17 protein-coding genes are annotated in these 16,276 nt (G+C 58.0%); 13 read left to right on the top strand and 4 right to left on the bottom strand.

The window, feature by feature from the left end:
- Window positions 1–25: 25 nt before the first annotated feature.
- Window positions 26–952 carry a DNA-binding transcriptional regulator DsdC gene (gene dsdC, locus F3J31_RS19350; protein WP_048030332.1) on the top strand — a complete coding sequence of 309 codons (927 nt, stop codon included), beginning with the start codon at window positions 26–28 and terminating at the stop codon, window positions 950–952.
- An 84-nt stretch (window positions 953–1,036) separates the two neighbouring features.
- Window positions 1,037–2,125 carry a cellulase family glycosylhydrolase gene (locus F3J31_RS19345; RefSeq protein ID WP_126535082.1) on the top strand — a complete coding sequence of 363 codons (1,089 nt, stop codon included), beginning with the start codon at window positions 1,037–1,039 and terminating at the stop codon, window positions 2,123–2,125.
- Here the strand turns inward: F3J31_RS19345 and emrD are convergent.
- From emrD to tisB, 4 genes are all read right to left on the bottom strand, one after another.
- Window positions 2,028–3,212 (bottom strand): multidrug efflux MFS transporter EmrD, encoded by a 1,185-nt coding sequence (gene emrD, locus F3J31_RS19340; protein WP_032676063.1) that lies wholly within the window; start codon window positions 3,210–3,212, stop codon window positions 2,028–2,030. The two genes, F3J31_RS19345 and emrD, sit on opposite strands and share 98 nt — an antisense overlap.
- 175 nt (window positions 3,213–3,387) lie before the next feature.
- Complete coding sequence (locus tag F3J31_RS19335) at window positions 3,388–4,221, bottom strand: EamA family transporter (protein WP_069719807.1); 834 nt, start codon at window positions 4,219–4,221, stop codon at window positions 3,388–3,390.
- A 62-nt stretch (window positions 4,222–4,283) separates the two neighbouring features.
- Window positions 4,284–4,730 (bottom strand): GNAT family N-acetyltransferase, encoded by a 447-nt coding sequence (locus F3J31_RS19330; RefSeq protein WP_167214802.1) that lies wholly within the window; start codon window positions 4,728–4,730, stop codon window positions 4,284–4,286.
- Window positions 4,731–4,794: 64 nt separating this feature from the next.
- On the bottom strand, window positions 4,795–4,884 hold the full coding sequence (tisB, locus tag F3J31_RS19325) for a type I toxin-antitoxin system toxin TisB (RefSeq protein WP_008500146.1): 90 nt from the start codon (window positions 4,882–4,884) through the stop codon (window positions 4,795–4,797).
- A 692-nt stretch (window positions 4,885–5,576) separates the two neighbouring features.
- Here tisB and F3J31_RS19320 point away from each other — a divergent pair.
- The 11 genes from F3J31_RS19320 to nepI all read left to right on the top strand — a co-directional run bounded on the left by F3J31_RS19320 (window position 5,577) and on the right by nepI (window position 16,194).
- Window positions 5,577–6,281: a hypothetical protein gene (locus tag F3J31_RS19320; protein WP_069719808.1), complete on the top strand. Its 705-nt coding sequence runs from the start codon at window positions 5,577–5,579 to the stop codon at window positions 6,279–6,281.
- 207 nt (window positions 6,282–6,488) lie between these two features.
- Window positions 6,489–6,968: a type VI secretion system tube protein TssD gene (gene tssD / locus F3J31_RS19310; RefSeq protein WP_167214799.1), complete on the top strand. Its 480-nt coding sequence runs from the start codon at window positions 6,489–6,491 to the stop codon at window positions 6,966–6,968.
- Window positions 6,969–7,075: 107 nt separating this feature from the next.
- A complete protein-coding gene (gene ivbL, locus F3J31_RS19305; protein WP_057979964.1) occupies window positions 7,076–7,174 on the top strand; it encodes an ilvB operon leader peptide IvbL in 99 nt (32 codons plus the stop codon).
- 106 nt (window positions 7,175–7,280) lie between these two features.
- Entirely contained in the window at window positions 7,281–8,969 is a 1,689-nt protein-coding gene (gene ilvB / locus F3J31_RS19300) for an acetolactate synthase large subunit (RefSeq protein WP_167214796.1), read from the top strand.
- 3 nt (window positions 8,970–8,972) lie between these two features.
- Entirely contained in the window at window positions 8,973–9,260 is a 288-nt protein-coding gene (gene ilvN, locus F3J31_RS19295) for an acetolactate synthase small subunit (protein ID WP_008500144.1), read from the top strand.
- A gap of 81 nt (window positions 9,261–9,341) precedes the next feature.
- Window positions 9,342–9,935, top strand: coding sequence for a transcriptional regulator UhpA (gene uhpA, locus F3J31_RS19290; RefSeq protein ID WP_022646555.1), 594 nt, complete (start codon window positions 9,342–9,344; stop codon window positions 9,933–9,935).
- Window positions 9,932–11,437, top strand: a complete 1,506-nt coding sequence (gene uhpB / locus F3J31_RS19285) for a signal transduction histidine-protein kinase/phosphatase UhpB (protein ID WP_167214793.1) — start codon at window positions 9,932–9,934, stop codon at window positions 11,435–11,437. The genes uhpA and uhpB overlap by 4 nt, the downstream gene beginning before the upstream one ends.
- A complete protein-coding gene (locus tag F3J31_RS19280; protein WP_126288224.1) occupies window positions 11,430–12,749 on the top strand; it encodes an MFS transporter in 1,320 nt (439 codons plus the stop codon). The genes uhpB and F3J31_RS19280 overlap by 8 nt, the downstream gene beginning before the upstream one ends.
- 132 nt (window positions 12,750–12,881) lie before the next feature.
- Window positions 12,882–14,273, top strand: coding sequence for a hexose-6-phosphate:phosphate antiporter (uhpT, locus tag F3J31_RS19275; RefSeq protein WP_167214790.1), 1,392 nt, complete (start codon window positions 12,882–12,884; stop codon window positions 14,271–14,273).
- Window positions 14,274–14,448: 175 nt separating this feature from the next.
- Window positions 14,449–14,901, top strand: coding sequence for a DUF1198 domain-containing protein (locus tag F3J31_RS19270; RefSeq protein WP_008500140.1), 453 nt, complete (start codon window positions 14,449–14,451; stop codon window positions 14,899–14,901).
- Window positions 14,902–15,003: 102 nt separating this feature from the next.
- Window positions 15,004–16,194 carry a purine ribonucleoside efflux pump NepI gene (nepI, locus tag F3J31_RS19265; protein WP_048030341.1) on the top strand — a complete coding sequence of 397 codons (1,191 nt, stop codon included), beginning with the start codon at window positions 15,004–15,006 and terminating at the stop codon, window positions 16,192–16,194.
- The last annotated feature ends 82 nt before the right edge of the window (window positions 16,195–16,276 follow it).

Below are 16,276 nucleotides of genomic sequence, written 5' to 3'. Positions count from 1 at the left end.
GCAGAAACCACGCGTGAGAATTGTGATGACCGATGCAAATGAAGCCAGAAACCGGCTGCTCAACGGCTGGCAACTGTCGAAAATGTACACCTTTGAAGTGGCGGCCCGGCATGAATCCTTCGCGCTGGCGGCGGAGGAACTGTCGCTTAGCCCCAGCGCGGTGAGCCACCGCATTAATCTGCTGGAAGAGGAGCTGGGTATTCAGCTGTTTGTCCGTTCGCACCGTAAAGTTGAGCTGACGCAGGAGGGAAAGCGCGTTTACTGGACGCTAAAATCGTCCCTCGACACCCTGAATCAGGAGATCCTGGACATCAAAAACCAGGCGCTGTCCGGCACGCTGACGGTCTACTCCCGGCCGTCGATCGCCCAGTGCTGGCTGGTACCCATGCTGGGCGACTTTACCCGCCGCTATCCGTCAATTTCGCTCACCATCCTGACCGGTAATGATTACGTCAATATGCAGCGAACAGGTGTCGATCTGGCGCTCTACTTCGACGATACCCCGCCAAACCATCTGTCTCACCACTTCCTGATGGACGAAGAGATTTTGCCCGTCTGCTCGCCGCAGTATGCCCGCGAGCATGAGCTGTTGAAAAACCCCGATAACCTCAGCCACTGCACGCTGCTGCATGACCGTCAGGCCTGGAGTAATGATTCTGGTACGGATGAGTGGCTGAGCTGGGCGCAGCACTTTGCGGTGAATATGCCGCCATCATCGGGCATTGGTTTCGATCGTTCCGATTTGGCGATCATTGCGGCCATCAACCACGTCGGCGTCGCGATGGGCAGAAAGCGGCTGGTGCAAAAACGGCTTGAACGGGGCGAACTGATCGCTCCGTTTGGTGACAAGACCCTGAAATGTCATCAGCACTACTATATTTCGACGCTTTCTGGCCGTCAGTGGCCGAAAATTGACGCCTTTATCAGCTGGCTGAGAGAACTGGCAGGTTGAAGAATTATTACGCTTTCGCGCTACACCAAATGTGAAAAAGCGTGCTAAATACAGGTAATGCTTTCGATTTATCCAGGGTAAACCGTGTTAAAGCCTTTTATTGCCTGTGCATTACTGATCTCTTCCGGCTGGGCCATTGCCGCTGAGCCGCCGCTGACGGCCGCCCTTTATGCGCAGCAGCTGGGCGTCGGGATGGATGTGGACTGGGCACGCACCGAGCGCGGCATACGTGAATTCGACCCGCTGGTGGTACGCGATTTTCGGGCTAAAGGCATTACCCACGTGCGCATCCGCGTCGCCGATGAGCCGACGGAAGCGCGGCTGATCCACCTGCGCAAGCTGGTGGAAGCCTGCGAGCAGTATGGCGTGATCCCGATAGTCGCGTATCAGGCTGATGAATATAAAAACGACCCGAAAGCCGATAACGAGAAAGAGACGGTCAACTGGTGGATTGCCGTGGCGCACTATTTCGGTCAGAGCTACCCGCTGCTGGGTTTTGACCTCATCTATGAACCGGCCGACAAGCTCAACCACAATCTGGCGTCGTTAAACCGCGTCTATGAAAAGACCATCAAAGCGATCCACGACATCGACCCACAGCGCATGATCTTCATTGCGCCGCGCCTGCGTGCCGCGCCGGAGGAGTTATCCAGTCTGAAGCTGCCCGCGCACAGCCAAAACTATCTGCTGGCGGAGTGGCATATTTTCCCGTGGGGGCCGCTGAAGAATGGCGGTAAATACCCGTGGACGTCCGGCACGGCGGCGGAGAAAGCGGCAATCCGTAACCGCATCAATGCCGCGCTGCACTGGCAGCAAAAAACCGGGCACGTTAGCTGGGTTGGGGGCTGGGGCGTGGGAGAATCAAGCCGCTTTACGCCAACCGCCTCGCAAATAGCGTTCGCTACCTTTATGGCCTGCGAGCTGCAAAAGGCGAAAATCCCGTATGCGCTTAACGCGGATTTCCAGTTTTACGACGGGGAAGAGGGCGCCTGGCGGCCTGCGCCAGAGCCGTTATTGCAGGCGATGATCGCCCCTGTCTGTGAAAAGCCCGGCGAGAAGCCGGGCCATCATGCGGTTAAACCGGCTGCTCGTGATGCGGGACACGCGACGCCAGCGGCAGCCAGCACAGTAAAATCAGCAGCCCCATCAGCGTCATCAACAACCCCAGACTAGCCTGCCCGGTCTGCGGCATCATCGCTGAGAGCCAGGCCAGCGCGCCGGAACCGATGTTCTGCAAACCGCCCACCAGCGCGCCCGCCGTACCTGCGAGGAACGGGAACGGCTCCATCGCGCCGCTGGTAGCGAGCGGGAACAGCATCCCCGCGCCAAAGAAGAATAGCGCCGCCGGGATGAGCAGCGTCCAGACGGTCATCACGCCAAACAGCCCCGGGATCCACATCATCAGACCCGCCAGCAGACAGCTGATCACCGACTGCCACATCAGGGTGGAGAAGCGTTTGTTTGGTCGCCCGGCAAACCACGCGCCGAAGAACGCCGCCGGGATCGGCAGAATAAACAGAATGCTCACCACCATACTGCTCAGGCCAAGCCCCGCGCCCAGCAGCACGCCGGAGCAGGCTTCAAACACCGCGATACCCGCCAGGCCGCCAATCAGCATCAGCAGGTAGCAGGTGAACGCGCCGTTGCCGAACAGCGTTTTATAGCTGGCGATAAGCTTCGTGCGCGGCGCGTCCTGCGGGCGCGTTTCCGGCATCCAGCGCGCCATGCTGAAGGTGACAATCATGCAGAGCACCAGCAGGAAGGCGTAACAGGCGCGCCAGGACCACATGGTGTCCAGCAGGCCGCCGATCAGCGGGGCCAGCAGCGGGCTGACCAGAATGCCCATATTCAACAGGCTGTTGGCATGGCGCAGCTGGGTACCCTGATACATATCGCGCGGTAAGGTTCGCGCCATCACCCCGCCGACGCCGGTCCCGACGCCCTGCAGGGCGCTGGCGGCAATCAATACGGTCAGGTTATGGGTGGTCATCGCAATGACGGTCGCCACCATGAAAATGCTCATGCCCACCAGGATCACCGGGCGACGCCCGACGCGGTCGGAGAGCGGGCCGTAGAAGAGCTGCGAAACGCCATAGGTCAGCAGGTAAGCTGCCATTACGCTCTGTACTGCGCCCTCGCGGACGTTTAATTCCTTTGCCATGTCGGCAATCGCCGGAATGTAGATGGTTTGCGCCATCTGACCGACGGCCACCAGTAACACCAGCATCAACAATAAGTTAACGTTCCGTTGCTTTTTCATGTCGCTGAATACTTTTGCCAAAAGAGAAAAATGAAGAATAAGTGACTGCGCATTCCCATAAATGCGCGAGGAATCTACCACAGAGAGATGACAATTTAAGCATTGTTGTGGTGAATGAAAAAACCGGTAAAGGCAGGATTTGTAAACAAGAACGGCAACTAATGTTGCCAGTGCTTTACGCCAGACGCAGCAGAATGGCGCCGCCGGCAATGCCCAGCGCCGCCGCGATGCGCAGGCCCGCAACCTTTTCTTTTAAAAGCAAAAATGCGATCAGCGCGCCAAAGAGTATGGAAGTTTCCCGCAGCGCCGCGACCACCGCCAGCGGTGCCTGCGTCATTGCCCACAGCGCCAGACCGTACGAGCCCATGGTGCCAACGCCGCCGAGCAGCCCCTTTTTCCAGTGCAGACGCAGGTAGCCGGACGCCTCGCGTCGACGCGCGAGCATCGCCCAGCCGAGCAGGCAGAAGCCGTTCATAAAGAAGGTCCACAGCGTATAGCCCAGTGCGGTGTCCGACAGCCGCACGCCGGTGCCGTCCACCAGGGTATACCCGGCGATAAAACAGGCATTCAGCAGCGCCAGCCAGATCCCCTTGCGCGACTGCATGCGCCCGTTCATCGCCATCGCCAGAATCGACAGGCAAATTACCCCAATGCCGGACCAGGCGAGCCAGGAGAGACGATCGCCAAGCGCCAGCACGCTGATCAGCGCCACCAGCAGCGGTGCGGTGCCGCGCATCAGCGGATAGGTCTGGCTCATATCGGAGACCTGATAGGTCTTTGCCACTAGCACGGTGTACACCACCTGTAAGGCGCAGGAGACTAACAAAAACGGCCAGCTTGCGGCAGAGGGCTGTGGAGAGAAGGGGAGCAGCACCAGGGCAATCAGCGTGGCGGAGCCGCTGACGCTAATCGCGGAATAGAGCTTGTCCGTTCCGGCTTTAACGATGGCATTCCAGCTGGCATGCAGCAGGGCTGCGAACAGCAAAATGCAGAATACGGTGATGGTCATGGCGTATCGGGTGATGAATTGTCACTCAACTGTAACATTCACGTCCTGAAGCTGCCAGCCGGTTACACCGCACAAAAAAGGCGGTGCGTCACCCGCGGTTCGTCCGAGACCAGCGTAAAACCTGCCCGGCGATAAAACCCGTAGGCAGCGTCCGGCGCATGGGTATTGAGGAAATCAAACCAGATGCTGGCATCGGCCATCACGACGGTTAAAAGCTGCTTGCCAATCCCCAGCCCGCGGCACTTCTCGCTGACGTAGAGATGGCGAATACGTCCAGCGCGCGGCTGCTGGCTGAACGGATCGCGGTTGAGGCCGCACACGCCTACCAGCTTGCCGTTAAGAAACGCACCCAGCAGCTTTTCGCCCGGCGCGTTAAAGCGGTTCTCACCCCGCTGCCAGCTCTCTTCAAGCCTGCGCAGCATGTTAAAATTCAGTGCAATACTTTCCGCCTTCAGGGCGATAAACCCCGGCTCATCAGGCGTAACAGGCTCAATTAACAGACGCGACATAGCATTCCCTCGTTATTAAAGAGGGGCGGTTGCCCGCCCCTCTCAGGTGCGACTTGAACCTGAATTACCGAACGAATTTCAGGACAGCATCAAGCAGTTGCAGTACAGCAACAATGAGTTTAAGGATAAGTATCACCATATCCACTACGCTCATACGCGTCTCCTTTTGGTTAAAAGGAGCACGATGCTGGCTTACCTTTCCGCCGCCTGTTGCCAGCACCTGGATTGACGTAACACAGTGTGCTCACTTCAGGGGTTAAGGCACTGACGGCACCACCCGTTTCAGCCAGGACTTCGTTGCGCCGGTAGAACTGCGGCCCCTTCGCTCACTGCGAACACCCTCAGTATAGATAAATACTGTATGTATGAACAGTATTTTTTGGACAAAAATCGAAAGGCGATCCATACTCAAAAACGTCAAAATCCGTGCCGGAATTGCGCGTTCGTCTTCGATCGCGTATACTTTTCGCGTTGACGTAACACAGTGTGTTCTGCGGCGACCAACCGCAAAACCCTGATAAAAACCTCGCTTAGGCGGGGTTTTTTGTTTTCTGGTCTGCCCACAAAAAAATACCGGGATAAGCAGTGGCCTGGTTAGGCTTCTTAAGAAATCAATTTTATGCAGGTGAACAAGGATAGTTTTACGAGATGCAGCACCAAATAAGCCATTTAATATAAACAACAGACTCACCAGGATATTAAAATCGCAACGCATATAGACGTAAAAAATAATATTTAATCGAATTATTTTTCTCGTGAATGTGTTTTTGAGGCAATTTCACCGGTTTGAATTACTCTGCTTTCCAATGTATATTCTTATAACCACAGGCATGATATGGATATGTTATGCAAGCATCGGATTATTTGAAGATGAAGTTCCAGAGCGACAGACAGTTGGCTATTTATGGACAGCAAGGCGTTGCCGGGACATGGAAAGCATTAAAGGGAATCGGCTCTGATATCTATTCAGGAATGGAGCGTGTAAGCTGGTACTCATCATGCTTAATCCCCAGCTATCACGATGTATGTGATGAGCTTCTCTCAGAAGAAAAGAGGATGTACCTCTCAATTGTGTCTCTTTACCGTTATCGCGATGTAATAGCACAGATGCTTTATCTTTATTTTAAAAGTATTCTAAATGACTCTGAAAATGGAAATGAACAAAATCGCGCCCGCAAGACGGGTTCACAAGTAACCGGACTTGTTAAAAATATCCCTACAAGCAAAGCAGCGCGTTTAGCAATAGCATGGGGGTTGGCAATATATCTTTCCAAATCTGGCCTGCTCTCAGAAATCGTCGTCGAACGGCTTGCACGTCGTGTACCGAACGTTGTCATGGCATTTCAACTCATTGGCACGGACCAGAAGTGCGCGCTTGCTGCTCGTCGCCTGAAAACGTTGGACCCAAAGTATTACGCCACTCTCTATGCCGCACAACTGGAGATGCTCTATTACTTTATTGAACCATTCCTGTCTGAACTCATTAAGAAGGTTCAAATGGGATTCTACAGGGATTTTGAAGCGATTTATGACGACTTAAGGGACAAGTAGCGTGTTTAAGAGTCTGTTATCAATTCTCTTTACGGATATTTTATTTCCTGTTTATGTTTTTGTATGCGCCTCTTTTTTTCTGTGGTTGGTACCTGACCACTGGGTATTACTCACATTTATTGCTATCGGTGTATTTATCATTGTTCATCCAATAATTTTCGGTCGTTTTGATAAGTACGATTGATTTTTTAAAAAAAAGTATTCCTTATGTCAAATCCGGCTTATTTATTTCTTACAGATGAAAATGGTTCCCCCATGGTTGGCCCCTGCCTTGTGACAGGGCGTGAAGGTTCAATTGAACTTAAATCGTTCACTCATAATGTCAACATCCCAGTCGACGGGAATACCGGGAAATTGACGGGCACGCGCATCCACATGCCCATCATGTTTCAGAAAGAATTTGATCGTGTAACCCCGCTTCTCTTTCGCGCGCTGAGTACGGGAAGAACACTCCAGTCAGCCACCATTAAGATGTATCAGATTAATGAGGCGGGTTTAGAACAGGAATATTTTAATATCCTCCTGGAGAATGTGAAAATAACCTCAATCACACCTGACCTGTATCCCGGCGCAAACACGGGAACACACCTTGAAACGGTTCTTATACGCTATGAGCAAATCACCTGGAAGCATTGCGACGGCAATGTCATCTATAGTGACTCCTGGAATGAGCGGGCAACGTACTGAAACGTGATCCCTGACGCATTTTTGCGCAGATGAAAATTTTTCCATTGTCACGCCCGAAAACCTGTGTTTGTATAAATTCAATCAATGATTCCAAACACAGGTCCCCAATGACTTCATCCATCTTCACTTCGACCCTACTAAAAACTGCGCAACCAGCCGCAGTGGTCGTCGTGCGTGTGGTGGTGGTCGTCGGCAATGCGCCGTAGGGACTGGATCAACACACGAATCCAAAACCCCGCCGGCGCAAACCGGGCGGGGTTTTTCGTTTAGGACCCTCCCCGGAAAGTCGGCTCAGAAGAAAAGGACTGGAGCATGGCAAGTTCGGGCACAACATCCACCAAGACGCGTTTTACCGGCGCGCAGCTGATCGTTCATCTGCTGGAGCGACAGGGCATTACCACGGTTGCGGGCATCCCCGGCGGCACGGTGCTGCCGCTGTACGATGCGTTAAGCCAAAGCACGCAGATCCGCCACGTGCTGGCGCGCCACGAGCAGGGGGCGGGGTTCATCGCTCAGGGCATGGCGCGCACACAGGGTAAACCGGCGGTCTGTATGGCCTGCAGCGGCCCGGGCGCAACCAACCTGGTCACTGCCATCGCCGACGCGCGTCTCGACTCCATTCCGCTGATCTGCATTACCGGCCAGGTGCCGTCCTCGATGATCGGTACCGATGCGTTCCAGGAAGTGGATACCTACGGCATCTCTATCCCCATCACCAAACATAACTATTTAGTTCGCGACATCGCCGAGCTTCCTCAGGTTATCAGCGATGCTTTCCGCATTGCGCAGTCTGGCCGCCCGGGCCCGGTGTGGATAGACATTCCTAAGGATGTCCAGACCGCAGAAATTGAGATCGACGTTCTGCCTGAACCGGGCGAGCGTGCCCCCGCGCCAGCATTTAGCGCGGAGAGCGTGCGCGACGCCGCCGCCATGATTAACGCCGCCAAACGTCCGGTGCTCTATCTGGGCGGCGGGGCGATCAACGCCGCGGATGAAATCCGCCAGTTTGCGGAAAAAGCCAACCTGCCGACCACCATGACCCTGATGGCGCTCGGCATGCTGCCAAAAGCGCACCCGCTGTCCCTGGGGATGTTGGGCATGCACGGCGCGCGCAGCACCAACTACATCCTGCAAGAGGCGGATTTGCTGATTGTTATGGGCGCGCGTTTTGATGACCGGGCGATTGGCAAAACCGAGCAGTTCTGTCCGAATGCCAAAATCATTCACGTGGATATCGATCGCGCCGAGCTGGGTAAAATCAAGCAGCCGCACGTGGCGATTCAGGGCGACGTAGCCGAAGTGCTGGCGCAGTTGATCCCGCAAACCGAGGCGACCGATCGCGCCGACTGGCGCCAGCTGGTGGCCGACCTGCAGCGCGAGTTCCCGGGCGCGATCCCAACTGAAGGCGATCCGCTGAGCCATTACGGCCTGATCAACGCCGTGGCCGCCTGCGTCGACGACAGCGCGATTATCACCACCGACGTGGGACAGCATCAGATGTGGACCGCCCAAGCCTACCCGCTGAACCGTCCACGCCAGTGGCTGACCTCCGGCGGTCTGGGAACCATGGGCTTCGGTCTGCCTGCAGCAGTTGGTGCGGCGCTGGCGAATCCGGACCGCAAGGTCATCTGCTTCTCCGGCGACGGCAGCCTGATGATGAACATTCAGGAGATGGCGACCGCAGCCGAAAACCAATTAGACGTAAAAATCATCCTGATGAACAACGAGGCGCTGGGCCTGGTGCACCAGCAGCAGAGCCTGTTCTACAAGCAGGGCGTGTTTGCGGCAACCTATCCGGGGATGATTAACTTTATGCAGATTGCCGCCGGCTTTGGCCTGCACACCTGCGATCTGAACGCGGAAGAGGATGCCCACGCGGCGCTGCAGGCGGCGATCTCGCGTCCGGGCCCGGCGCTGATCCACGTCCGTATCGACCCTGAACAAAAAGTGTATCCGATGGTGCCGCCGGGTGCGGCAAATACTGAGATGGTGGGAGAATAAGCCATGCAGAAACAACATGATAACGTCATTCTGGAACTCACCGTCCGCAACCATCCTGGCGTCATGACTCACGTCTGCGGGCTGTTTGCCCGCCGGGCGTTTAACGTGGAAGGCATTCTCTGCCTGCCGATTCAGGGCAGCGAGCACAGCCGCATCTGGCTACTGGTCAACGATGACCAGCGTCTGGAGCAGATGATGGCGCAGATCGACAAGCTGGAGGACGTCACCAACGTGGCGCGCAACCAGTCCGATCCCACCATGTTTAACAAAATTGCGGTGTTCTTCGAATAGATCGCTTAAGGTAAGCGTCTTTCGCTCTTGTAGGCCGGATAAGCGCAGCGCTATCCGGCATTTCAGACCGCAGGAACACACATGACCACCATCGCCCTTATCGACGACCACCTTATCGTCCGCTCTGGCTTTGCCCAGCTTCTCAACCTCGAACCGGATTTCCAGGTCGTGGCCGAGTTTGGCTCCGGTCGCGAAGCGCTGGCGGGTCTGCCGGGGCGCGGAGTGCAGGTCTGTATCTGCGACATTTCGATGCCGGATCTCTCCGGGCTGGAGCTGTTAAGCCAGCTGCCGAAAGGGATGGCAACCATTATGCTCTCGGTCCACGACAGCCCGGCGCTGGTCGAGCAGGCGCTCAACGCGGGCGCGCGCGGGTTCCTCTCCAAACGCTGTAGCCCGGACGAGCTGATTGCCGCCGTGCGCACCGTCTCCACCGGCGGCTGCTACCTGACGCCGGATATCGCCATCAAGCTGGCGGCCGGACGACAGGATCCGCTCACCAGACGCGAGCGTCAGGTGGCTGAGAAGCTCGCGCAGGGGATGTCGGTAAAAGAGATTGCCGCCGAGCTGGATCTGTCGCCGAAGACCGTGCACGTCCATCGCGCCAACCTGATGGAAAAACTCAACGTCAGCAACGACGTCGAGCTGGCGCGCCGCATGTTCGACAGCTGGCAATGAGTCCCGTGTTTTCGCGGCTGATCGCCGTCGTTGCGAGCTTTTTTATCTTCTCTGCCGCGTGGTTCTGCCTGTGGAGCATCAGCCTGCATCTGGTGGAACGTCCTGAACTGGCGGTGCTGCTCTTTCCCTTCGGCCTGCGACTGGGGTTAATGCTCCAGTGCCCGCGCGGCTACTGGCCCGTTTTGCTGGGCGCAGAGTGGCTGCTGCTGGTCTGGCTGGCGCAGGAAGTCGCTTTGGCGCATCTGCCATTATTGATGACCGGAAGCCTGCTTACGCTTCTCCCGGTTGCGCTCATTTCCCGCTATCGTCACCAGCGCGACTGGCGCACGCTGCTGCGTCAGGGGGCGGCACTGATTGCCGCCGCGCTGCTGCAGTCCCTGCCGTGGGTTGGCGACAAGGAGATGCTCAACGCGCTGCTGCTCACCCTCACCGGTGGCCTGACGCTTGCGCCGACCTGCCTCGTTATCTGGCACTATCTCTCCAGCACCGTCTGGCAACCGCTTGGGCCGGGGCTGGTGTCCCAACCGGTGAACTGGCGCGCCCGGCATCTCATCTGGTATCTGCTGCTGTTCGTGGTGAGCCTCTGGCTTCAGCTCGGTTTACCTGCCGAGCTTTCACGCTTCACGCCGTTTTGCCTGGCGCTGCCGATTATTGCCCTGGCCTGGCACTACGGCTGGCAGGGGGCGCTGATCGCGACCCTGATGAACGCCATCGCGCTGATTGCCAGCCAGACCTGGCACGACCATCCGGTGGATCTGCTGCTCTCGCTGCTGGCCCAGAGCCTGACCGGGCTGCTGCTCGGGGCGGGCATTCAGCGTCTGCGCGAGCTGAACCAGTCCCTGCAAACCGAGCTGGCGCGCAACCGGCGTCTGGCTGAACGCCTGCTGGAGACCGAAGAGAGCGTGCGGCAGGAGGTCGCCCGCGAGCTGCATGATGACATCGGCCAGACGATCACCGCCATCCGCACCCAGGCGGGCATTGTCCAGCGTCTGGCGGCGGAAAACGCGGGCGTAAAGCAGGGTGGGGCGCATATCGAGCAGCTTTCACTGGGTGTGTATGACTCGGTGCGACGCCTGCTCGGCAGGCTGCGTCCGCGCCAGCTCGACGACCTGTCGCTGGAGCAGGCGGTGCGTTCCCTGATGCGCGAGATGGAGCTGGAAAGCCGCGGCATTGTCAGCCATCTCAACTGGCGAATTAACGAATCTGTGCTGAGCGAAGGCCAGCGCGTAACCCTTTTCCGCGTCTGTCAGGAAGGGCTGAACAATATTGTTAAACACGCCAATGCCAGCGCGGTCACGATCCAGGGCTGGCAGCAGGACGAACGCCTGATGCTGATAATTGAAGACGACGGCTGCGGCCTGCCGCCGGGCTCCGGCCACCAGGGCTTTGGCCTGGCGGGCATGCGCGAGCGCGTAAAGGCGCTGGGCGGCACGCTAAACCTCTCCTGCACCCACGGGACGCGCGTCAGCGTCAGCCTGCCGCTACGGAGTTATCATGTTTAAAACCCCTGCCAGCGCCGCGCCGATTGGCGACAAAGCGGAAATCGACGCCCGCTACCGCTACTGGCGTCGCCATATTCTGATCGCCATCTGGCTCGGCTACGCGCTGTTCTACTTTACCCGCAAAAGCTTCAACGCCGCCGCGCCGGAAATTCTCGCCAGCGGCGTGATGACGCGCACCGACATCGGCCTGCTGGCGACGCTGTTTTACATCACCTACGGCTTGTCGAAGTTCTTCTCCGGCATCGTCAGCGATCGCTCCAACGCGCGTTATTTCATGGGCGTAGGGCTGATCGCCACCGGCGTGGTGAACATTCTGTTTGGCTTCTCTACCTCGCTGTGGGCCTTTGCCCTGCTGTGGGCGCTTAACGCCTTCTTCCAGGGCTGGGGTGCGCCGGTCTGCGCCCGCCTGCTTACGGCGTGGTACTCTCGCAACGAGCGCGGCGGCTGGTGGGCCGTCTGGAACACCGCGCACAACGTCGGCGGGGCGCTGATCCCGATGGTGGTGGGTGCCGCGGCGCTGCACTACGGCTGGCGCGCGGGGATGATGATTGCGGGTGGCCTGGCGATTGTCGCCGGGCTGTTCCTCTGCTGGCGCCTGCGTGACAGGCCGCAGACCGTGGGCCTGCCTGCGGTGGGCGACTGGCGGCACGACGAGATGGAGATTGCCCAGCAGCAGGAGGGCGCGGGATTGACCCGCAAGGAGATCCTCACCAAATACGTGCTGAAAAACCCCTACATCTGGCTCCTCTCGCTTTGCTACGTGCTGGTCTACGTGGTGCGCGCGGCCATCAACGACTGGGGCAATCTGTACATGTCCGAGACGCTCGGCGTGGACCTGGTCACTGCTAACTCGGCGGTCACGATGTTCGAACTGGGTGGGTTTATCGGCGCGCTGGTGGCGGGCTGGGGCTCGGATAAGTTGTTCAACGGCAACCGCGGCCCGATGAACCTGATTTTTGCCGCCGGGATTTTGCTCTCTGTTGGCTCGCTGTGGCTGATGCCGTTCGCCAGCTACGTCATGCAGGCGGCGTGCTTCTTCACCACCGGCTTCTTCGTCTTTGGCCCGCAGATGCTCATCGGCATGGCGGCGGCAGAGTGCTCCCACAAAGAGGCGGCAGGCGCGGCGACGGGCTTTGTCGGGCTGTTTGCCTACCTCGGCGCATCGCTCTCCGGCTGGCCGCTGGCGCGGGTCATCGACATCTGGCACTGGAGCGGCTTCTTCGCAGTGATTGCCATCGCGGCGGGAATTTCCGCCCTCCTGCTGCTGCCGTTTTTACATGCGCAGGCACCGCGTGAAGCCAGTGTGATGTGATGCGCCTCACCTTTTCACCCCGAGTGGCGCAAAACTAAGAAATTTTCCCGGTTTTACCTGGACGCTGTCTCAGGCATCTCTCCCGGCTGATTTTTACAATGCTGCAAAAATCAGCTCAGGAGTAAACCAACCATGCTGGCCTTCTTAAATCAGGTGCGCAAGCCGACCCTGGATCTGCCGCTCGACGTGCGGCGCAAGATGTGGTTCAAACCGTTCATGCAGTCCTATCTGGTGGTCTTCATCGGCTACCTGACCATGTACCTGATCCGCAAGAACTTTAACATCGCGCAGAACGACATGATCTCCACCTACGGGCTGAGCATGACGCAGCTGGGGATGATTGGCCTGGGCTTCTCCATCACCTACGGCGTGGGAAAAACTGTCGTTTCCTACTATGCGGACGGCAAAAACACCAAGCAGTTCCTGCCGTTTATGCTGATCCTCTCCGCCATCTGTATGCTCGGCTTCAGCGCCAGCATGGGCGCGGGCTCCGTCAGCCTGTTCCTGATGATCGCCTTCTACGCCCTGAGCGGTTTCTTCCAGAGTACCGGCGGGTCGTGCAGCTACTCCACCATCACCAAATGGACGCCGCGCCGCAAGCGAGGGTCGTACCTCGGCATGTGGAATATCTCCCACAACCTCGGCGGGGCGGGTGCGGCAGGCGTGGCGCTGTTTGGCGCAAACTACCTGTTCGACGGCCACGTGATCGGTATGTTTATCTTCCCGTCGATTATCGCCCTGATTGTCGGCTTTATCGGCCTGCGCTTCGGCAGCGACTCCCCCGAATCCTACGGCCTCGGCAAAGCTGAAGAGCTGTTCGGCGAGGAGATCAGCGAAGAGGACAAAGAGACCGAAGAGAACCAGATGACCAAATGGCAGATCTTTGTTGAGTACGTGCTGAAAAACAAAGTGATCTGGCTGCTCTGCTTCTCAAACATCTTCCTCTACGTGGTGCGCATCGGCATCGACCAGTGGTCTACCGTGTACGCCTTCCAGGAGCTTAAGCTCTCTAAAGAGGTGGCGATTCAGGGCTTCACCCTGTTCGAAGTGGGCGCGCTGGTCGGCACGCTGCTGTGGGGCTGGCTCTCCGACCTCGCCAACGGCCGTCGCGCGCTGGTGGCCTGCATCGCGCTGGCGCTGATTATCGCTACCCTCGGCGTCTACCAACACGCCAGCAACCAGTACGTTTACCTCGCATCCCTGTTTGCGCTCGGCTTCCTGGTGTTTGGTCCGCAGCTGCTGATCGGCGTGGCGGCCGTAGGGTTCGTCCCGAAAAAAGCGATCGGCGCCGCCGACGGGATCAAGGGCACCTTCGCCTACCTGATCGGCGACAGCTTCGCCAAGCTGGGTCTGGGAATGATCGCCGACGGCACGCCAATTTTCGGCCTCACCGGCTGGGCGGGCACCTTCGCGGCGCTGGATGCAGCTGCGATCGGCTGTATCGTCCTGATGGCGATGGTTGCCGTACTGGAAGAACGTAAAATTCGCCGTGAGAATCGTGCGCAGAAATTAAAAACAGCCTGAGTGTGCAGGTAACTTCTTTGCCCGGTGTGTGATGCCGGGCTTTTTTATTTCCGCCGACGGCATTAATACCTTATCCCCCGTTCTGCAACGTCTTTTCAGTGCACTATTCTGGTTCTGCCCGCTGTTGACGCCGTGCGTTTCCCGCTATGATGAGCGGCTAGTCAAAGGAGAACGCATGGTCTGGATAATGCTGGCAACGCTTGCCGTGGTGTTTGTGGTGGGATTTCGCGTCCTGACCTCAGATTCCCGCCGCGCCATCAAACGTTTAAGCGAGCGTCTGGGCATCACCCCGATGCCGGTCGAGTCGATGATCGATCAGTTCGGTAAAACGCCGGGCAATGAGTTTATCCGCTACCTTGAGCGCCCCGACGAGGCGCATTTGCAAAACGCCGCACAGGTGCTGCTGATCTGGCAGGTCTGCATTGTCGACGGCAGTGAAGAGAACCTGCACACGTGGCACCGCCTGCTGCGTAAAGCCCGCCTGGCCGCGCCGATCACCGATGCGCAAATTCGTCTGGCGCTCGGCTTTATGCGCGAGATGGAGCCCGATCCGCAGGAGCTGAACGCCTTCCAGCTGCGCTATAACCAGCTCTTCCTGCCGGAAGAGGGCGTGTTTTACCTGCACTGATCTCCTCTAAAAACCACAAAAGTTGTCTAAACGTTAAATTCGTCACACTTTTGATGATAAACTGCGCGACTTTTCCGCACGTTTTTATCTTCAGGTGACGCCATGACAGAACATATCCAGCCCTCGACCAGACCGCAGACCAGCGAGGTTTCACGCCCCAACTGGTCGGCCGTTTTCGCCGTGGCATTCTGCGTCGCCTGCCTGATTACCGTTGAGTTTCTGCCGGTGAGCCTGTTGACGCCGATGGCGCAGGATCTGGGCATTTCCGAAGGCGTGGCGGGGCAGTCCGTTACCGTCACCGCCTTTGTGGCGATGTTTGCCAGTCTGTTTATCACCCAGGTGATTGGCACCATCGACCGCCGCAAAGTGGTCATTCTGTTCAGCGTGCTGCTGACGCTCTCCTGCCTGCTGGTCTCCTTCGCGGAAAGCTTTACCCTGCTGCTGCTGGGGCGCGCCTGTCTGGGGCTGGGGCTCGGCGGCTTCTGGGCGATGTCCGCCTCGCTGACCATGCGCCTGGTGCCTGCGCGCACCGTGCCGAAAGCGCTGTCCGTCATCTTTGGCGCGGTCTCTATCGCGCTGGTGATTGCCGCGCCGCTGGGCAGCTTCCTCGGCGGGATTATCGGCTGGCGTAACGTCTTCAACGCGGCGGCGGTGATGGGCCTGCTCTGCGTTATCTGGGTGTGGAAGGCGCTGCCGTCCCTGCCGGGTGAAGCGGCGCACCACAAGCAAAACATGTTCAGCCTGCTGAAGCGCCCCGGCGTGCTGGCGGGGATGACCGCGATCTTTATGTCCTTTGCCGGGCAGTTTGCCTTCTTCACCTATATTCGCCCGGTGTATATGACCATGGCGGGCTTTGACGTCGACGGCCTGACGCTGGTGCTCCTGAGCTTCGGTATTGCCAGCTTTGTCGGCACCTCTCTGTCGTCCCAGTTCCTGAAGCGCTCCCTGAAGGTGGCGCTGGCGGGGGCGCCGCTGGTGCTGGCAGTGAGCGCCACGGTGCTGGTGCTGTGGGGCAGCGATAAGTGGGTCGCGTCTGCCATTGCGATTATCTGGGGCTTTGCCTTTGCGCTGGTGCCGGTGGGCTGGTCAACGTGGATCACCCGCTCGCTCGCCGATCAGGCGGAAAAAGCCGGGTCGATTCAGGTGGCGGTGATCCAGCTGGCAAACACCTGCGGCGCGGCGATTGGCGGCGTGGCGCTCGACCACCTGGGGCTGACGTCACCGCTGGTGATTTCCGGCACGCTGATGCTGTTGACCGCGCTGCTGGTGGCAGGGAAGGTTAAAGCCAAGTAGTCAATTTTCCCCTCACCCTAACCCTCTCCCCACAGGGGAGAGGGGACTGCTCGGGGCGGTCTTTTCCCCCTCGCCCCTTTGG

It is taken from the genome of Enterobacter sp. Acro-832 (assembly GCF_011752745.1).
Taxonomy (GTDB): domain Bacteria; phylum Pseudomonadota; class Gammaproteobacteria; order Enterobacterales; family Enterobacteriaceae; genus Enterobacter; species Enterobacter quasiroggenkampii.
This window is presented reverse-complemented; position numbering and strand designations above follow the sequence as displayed.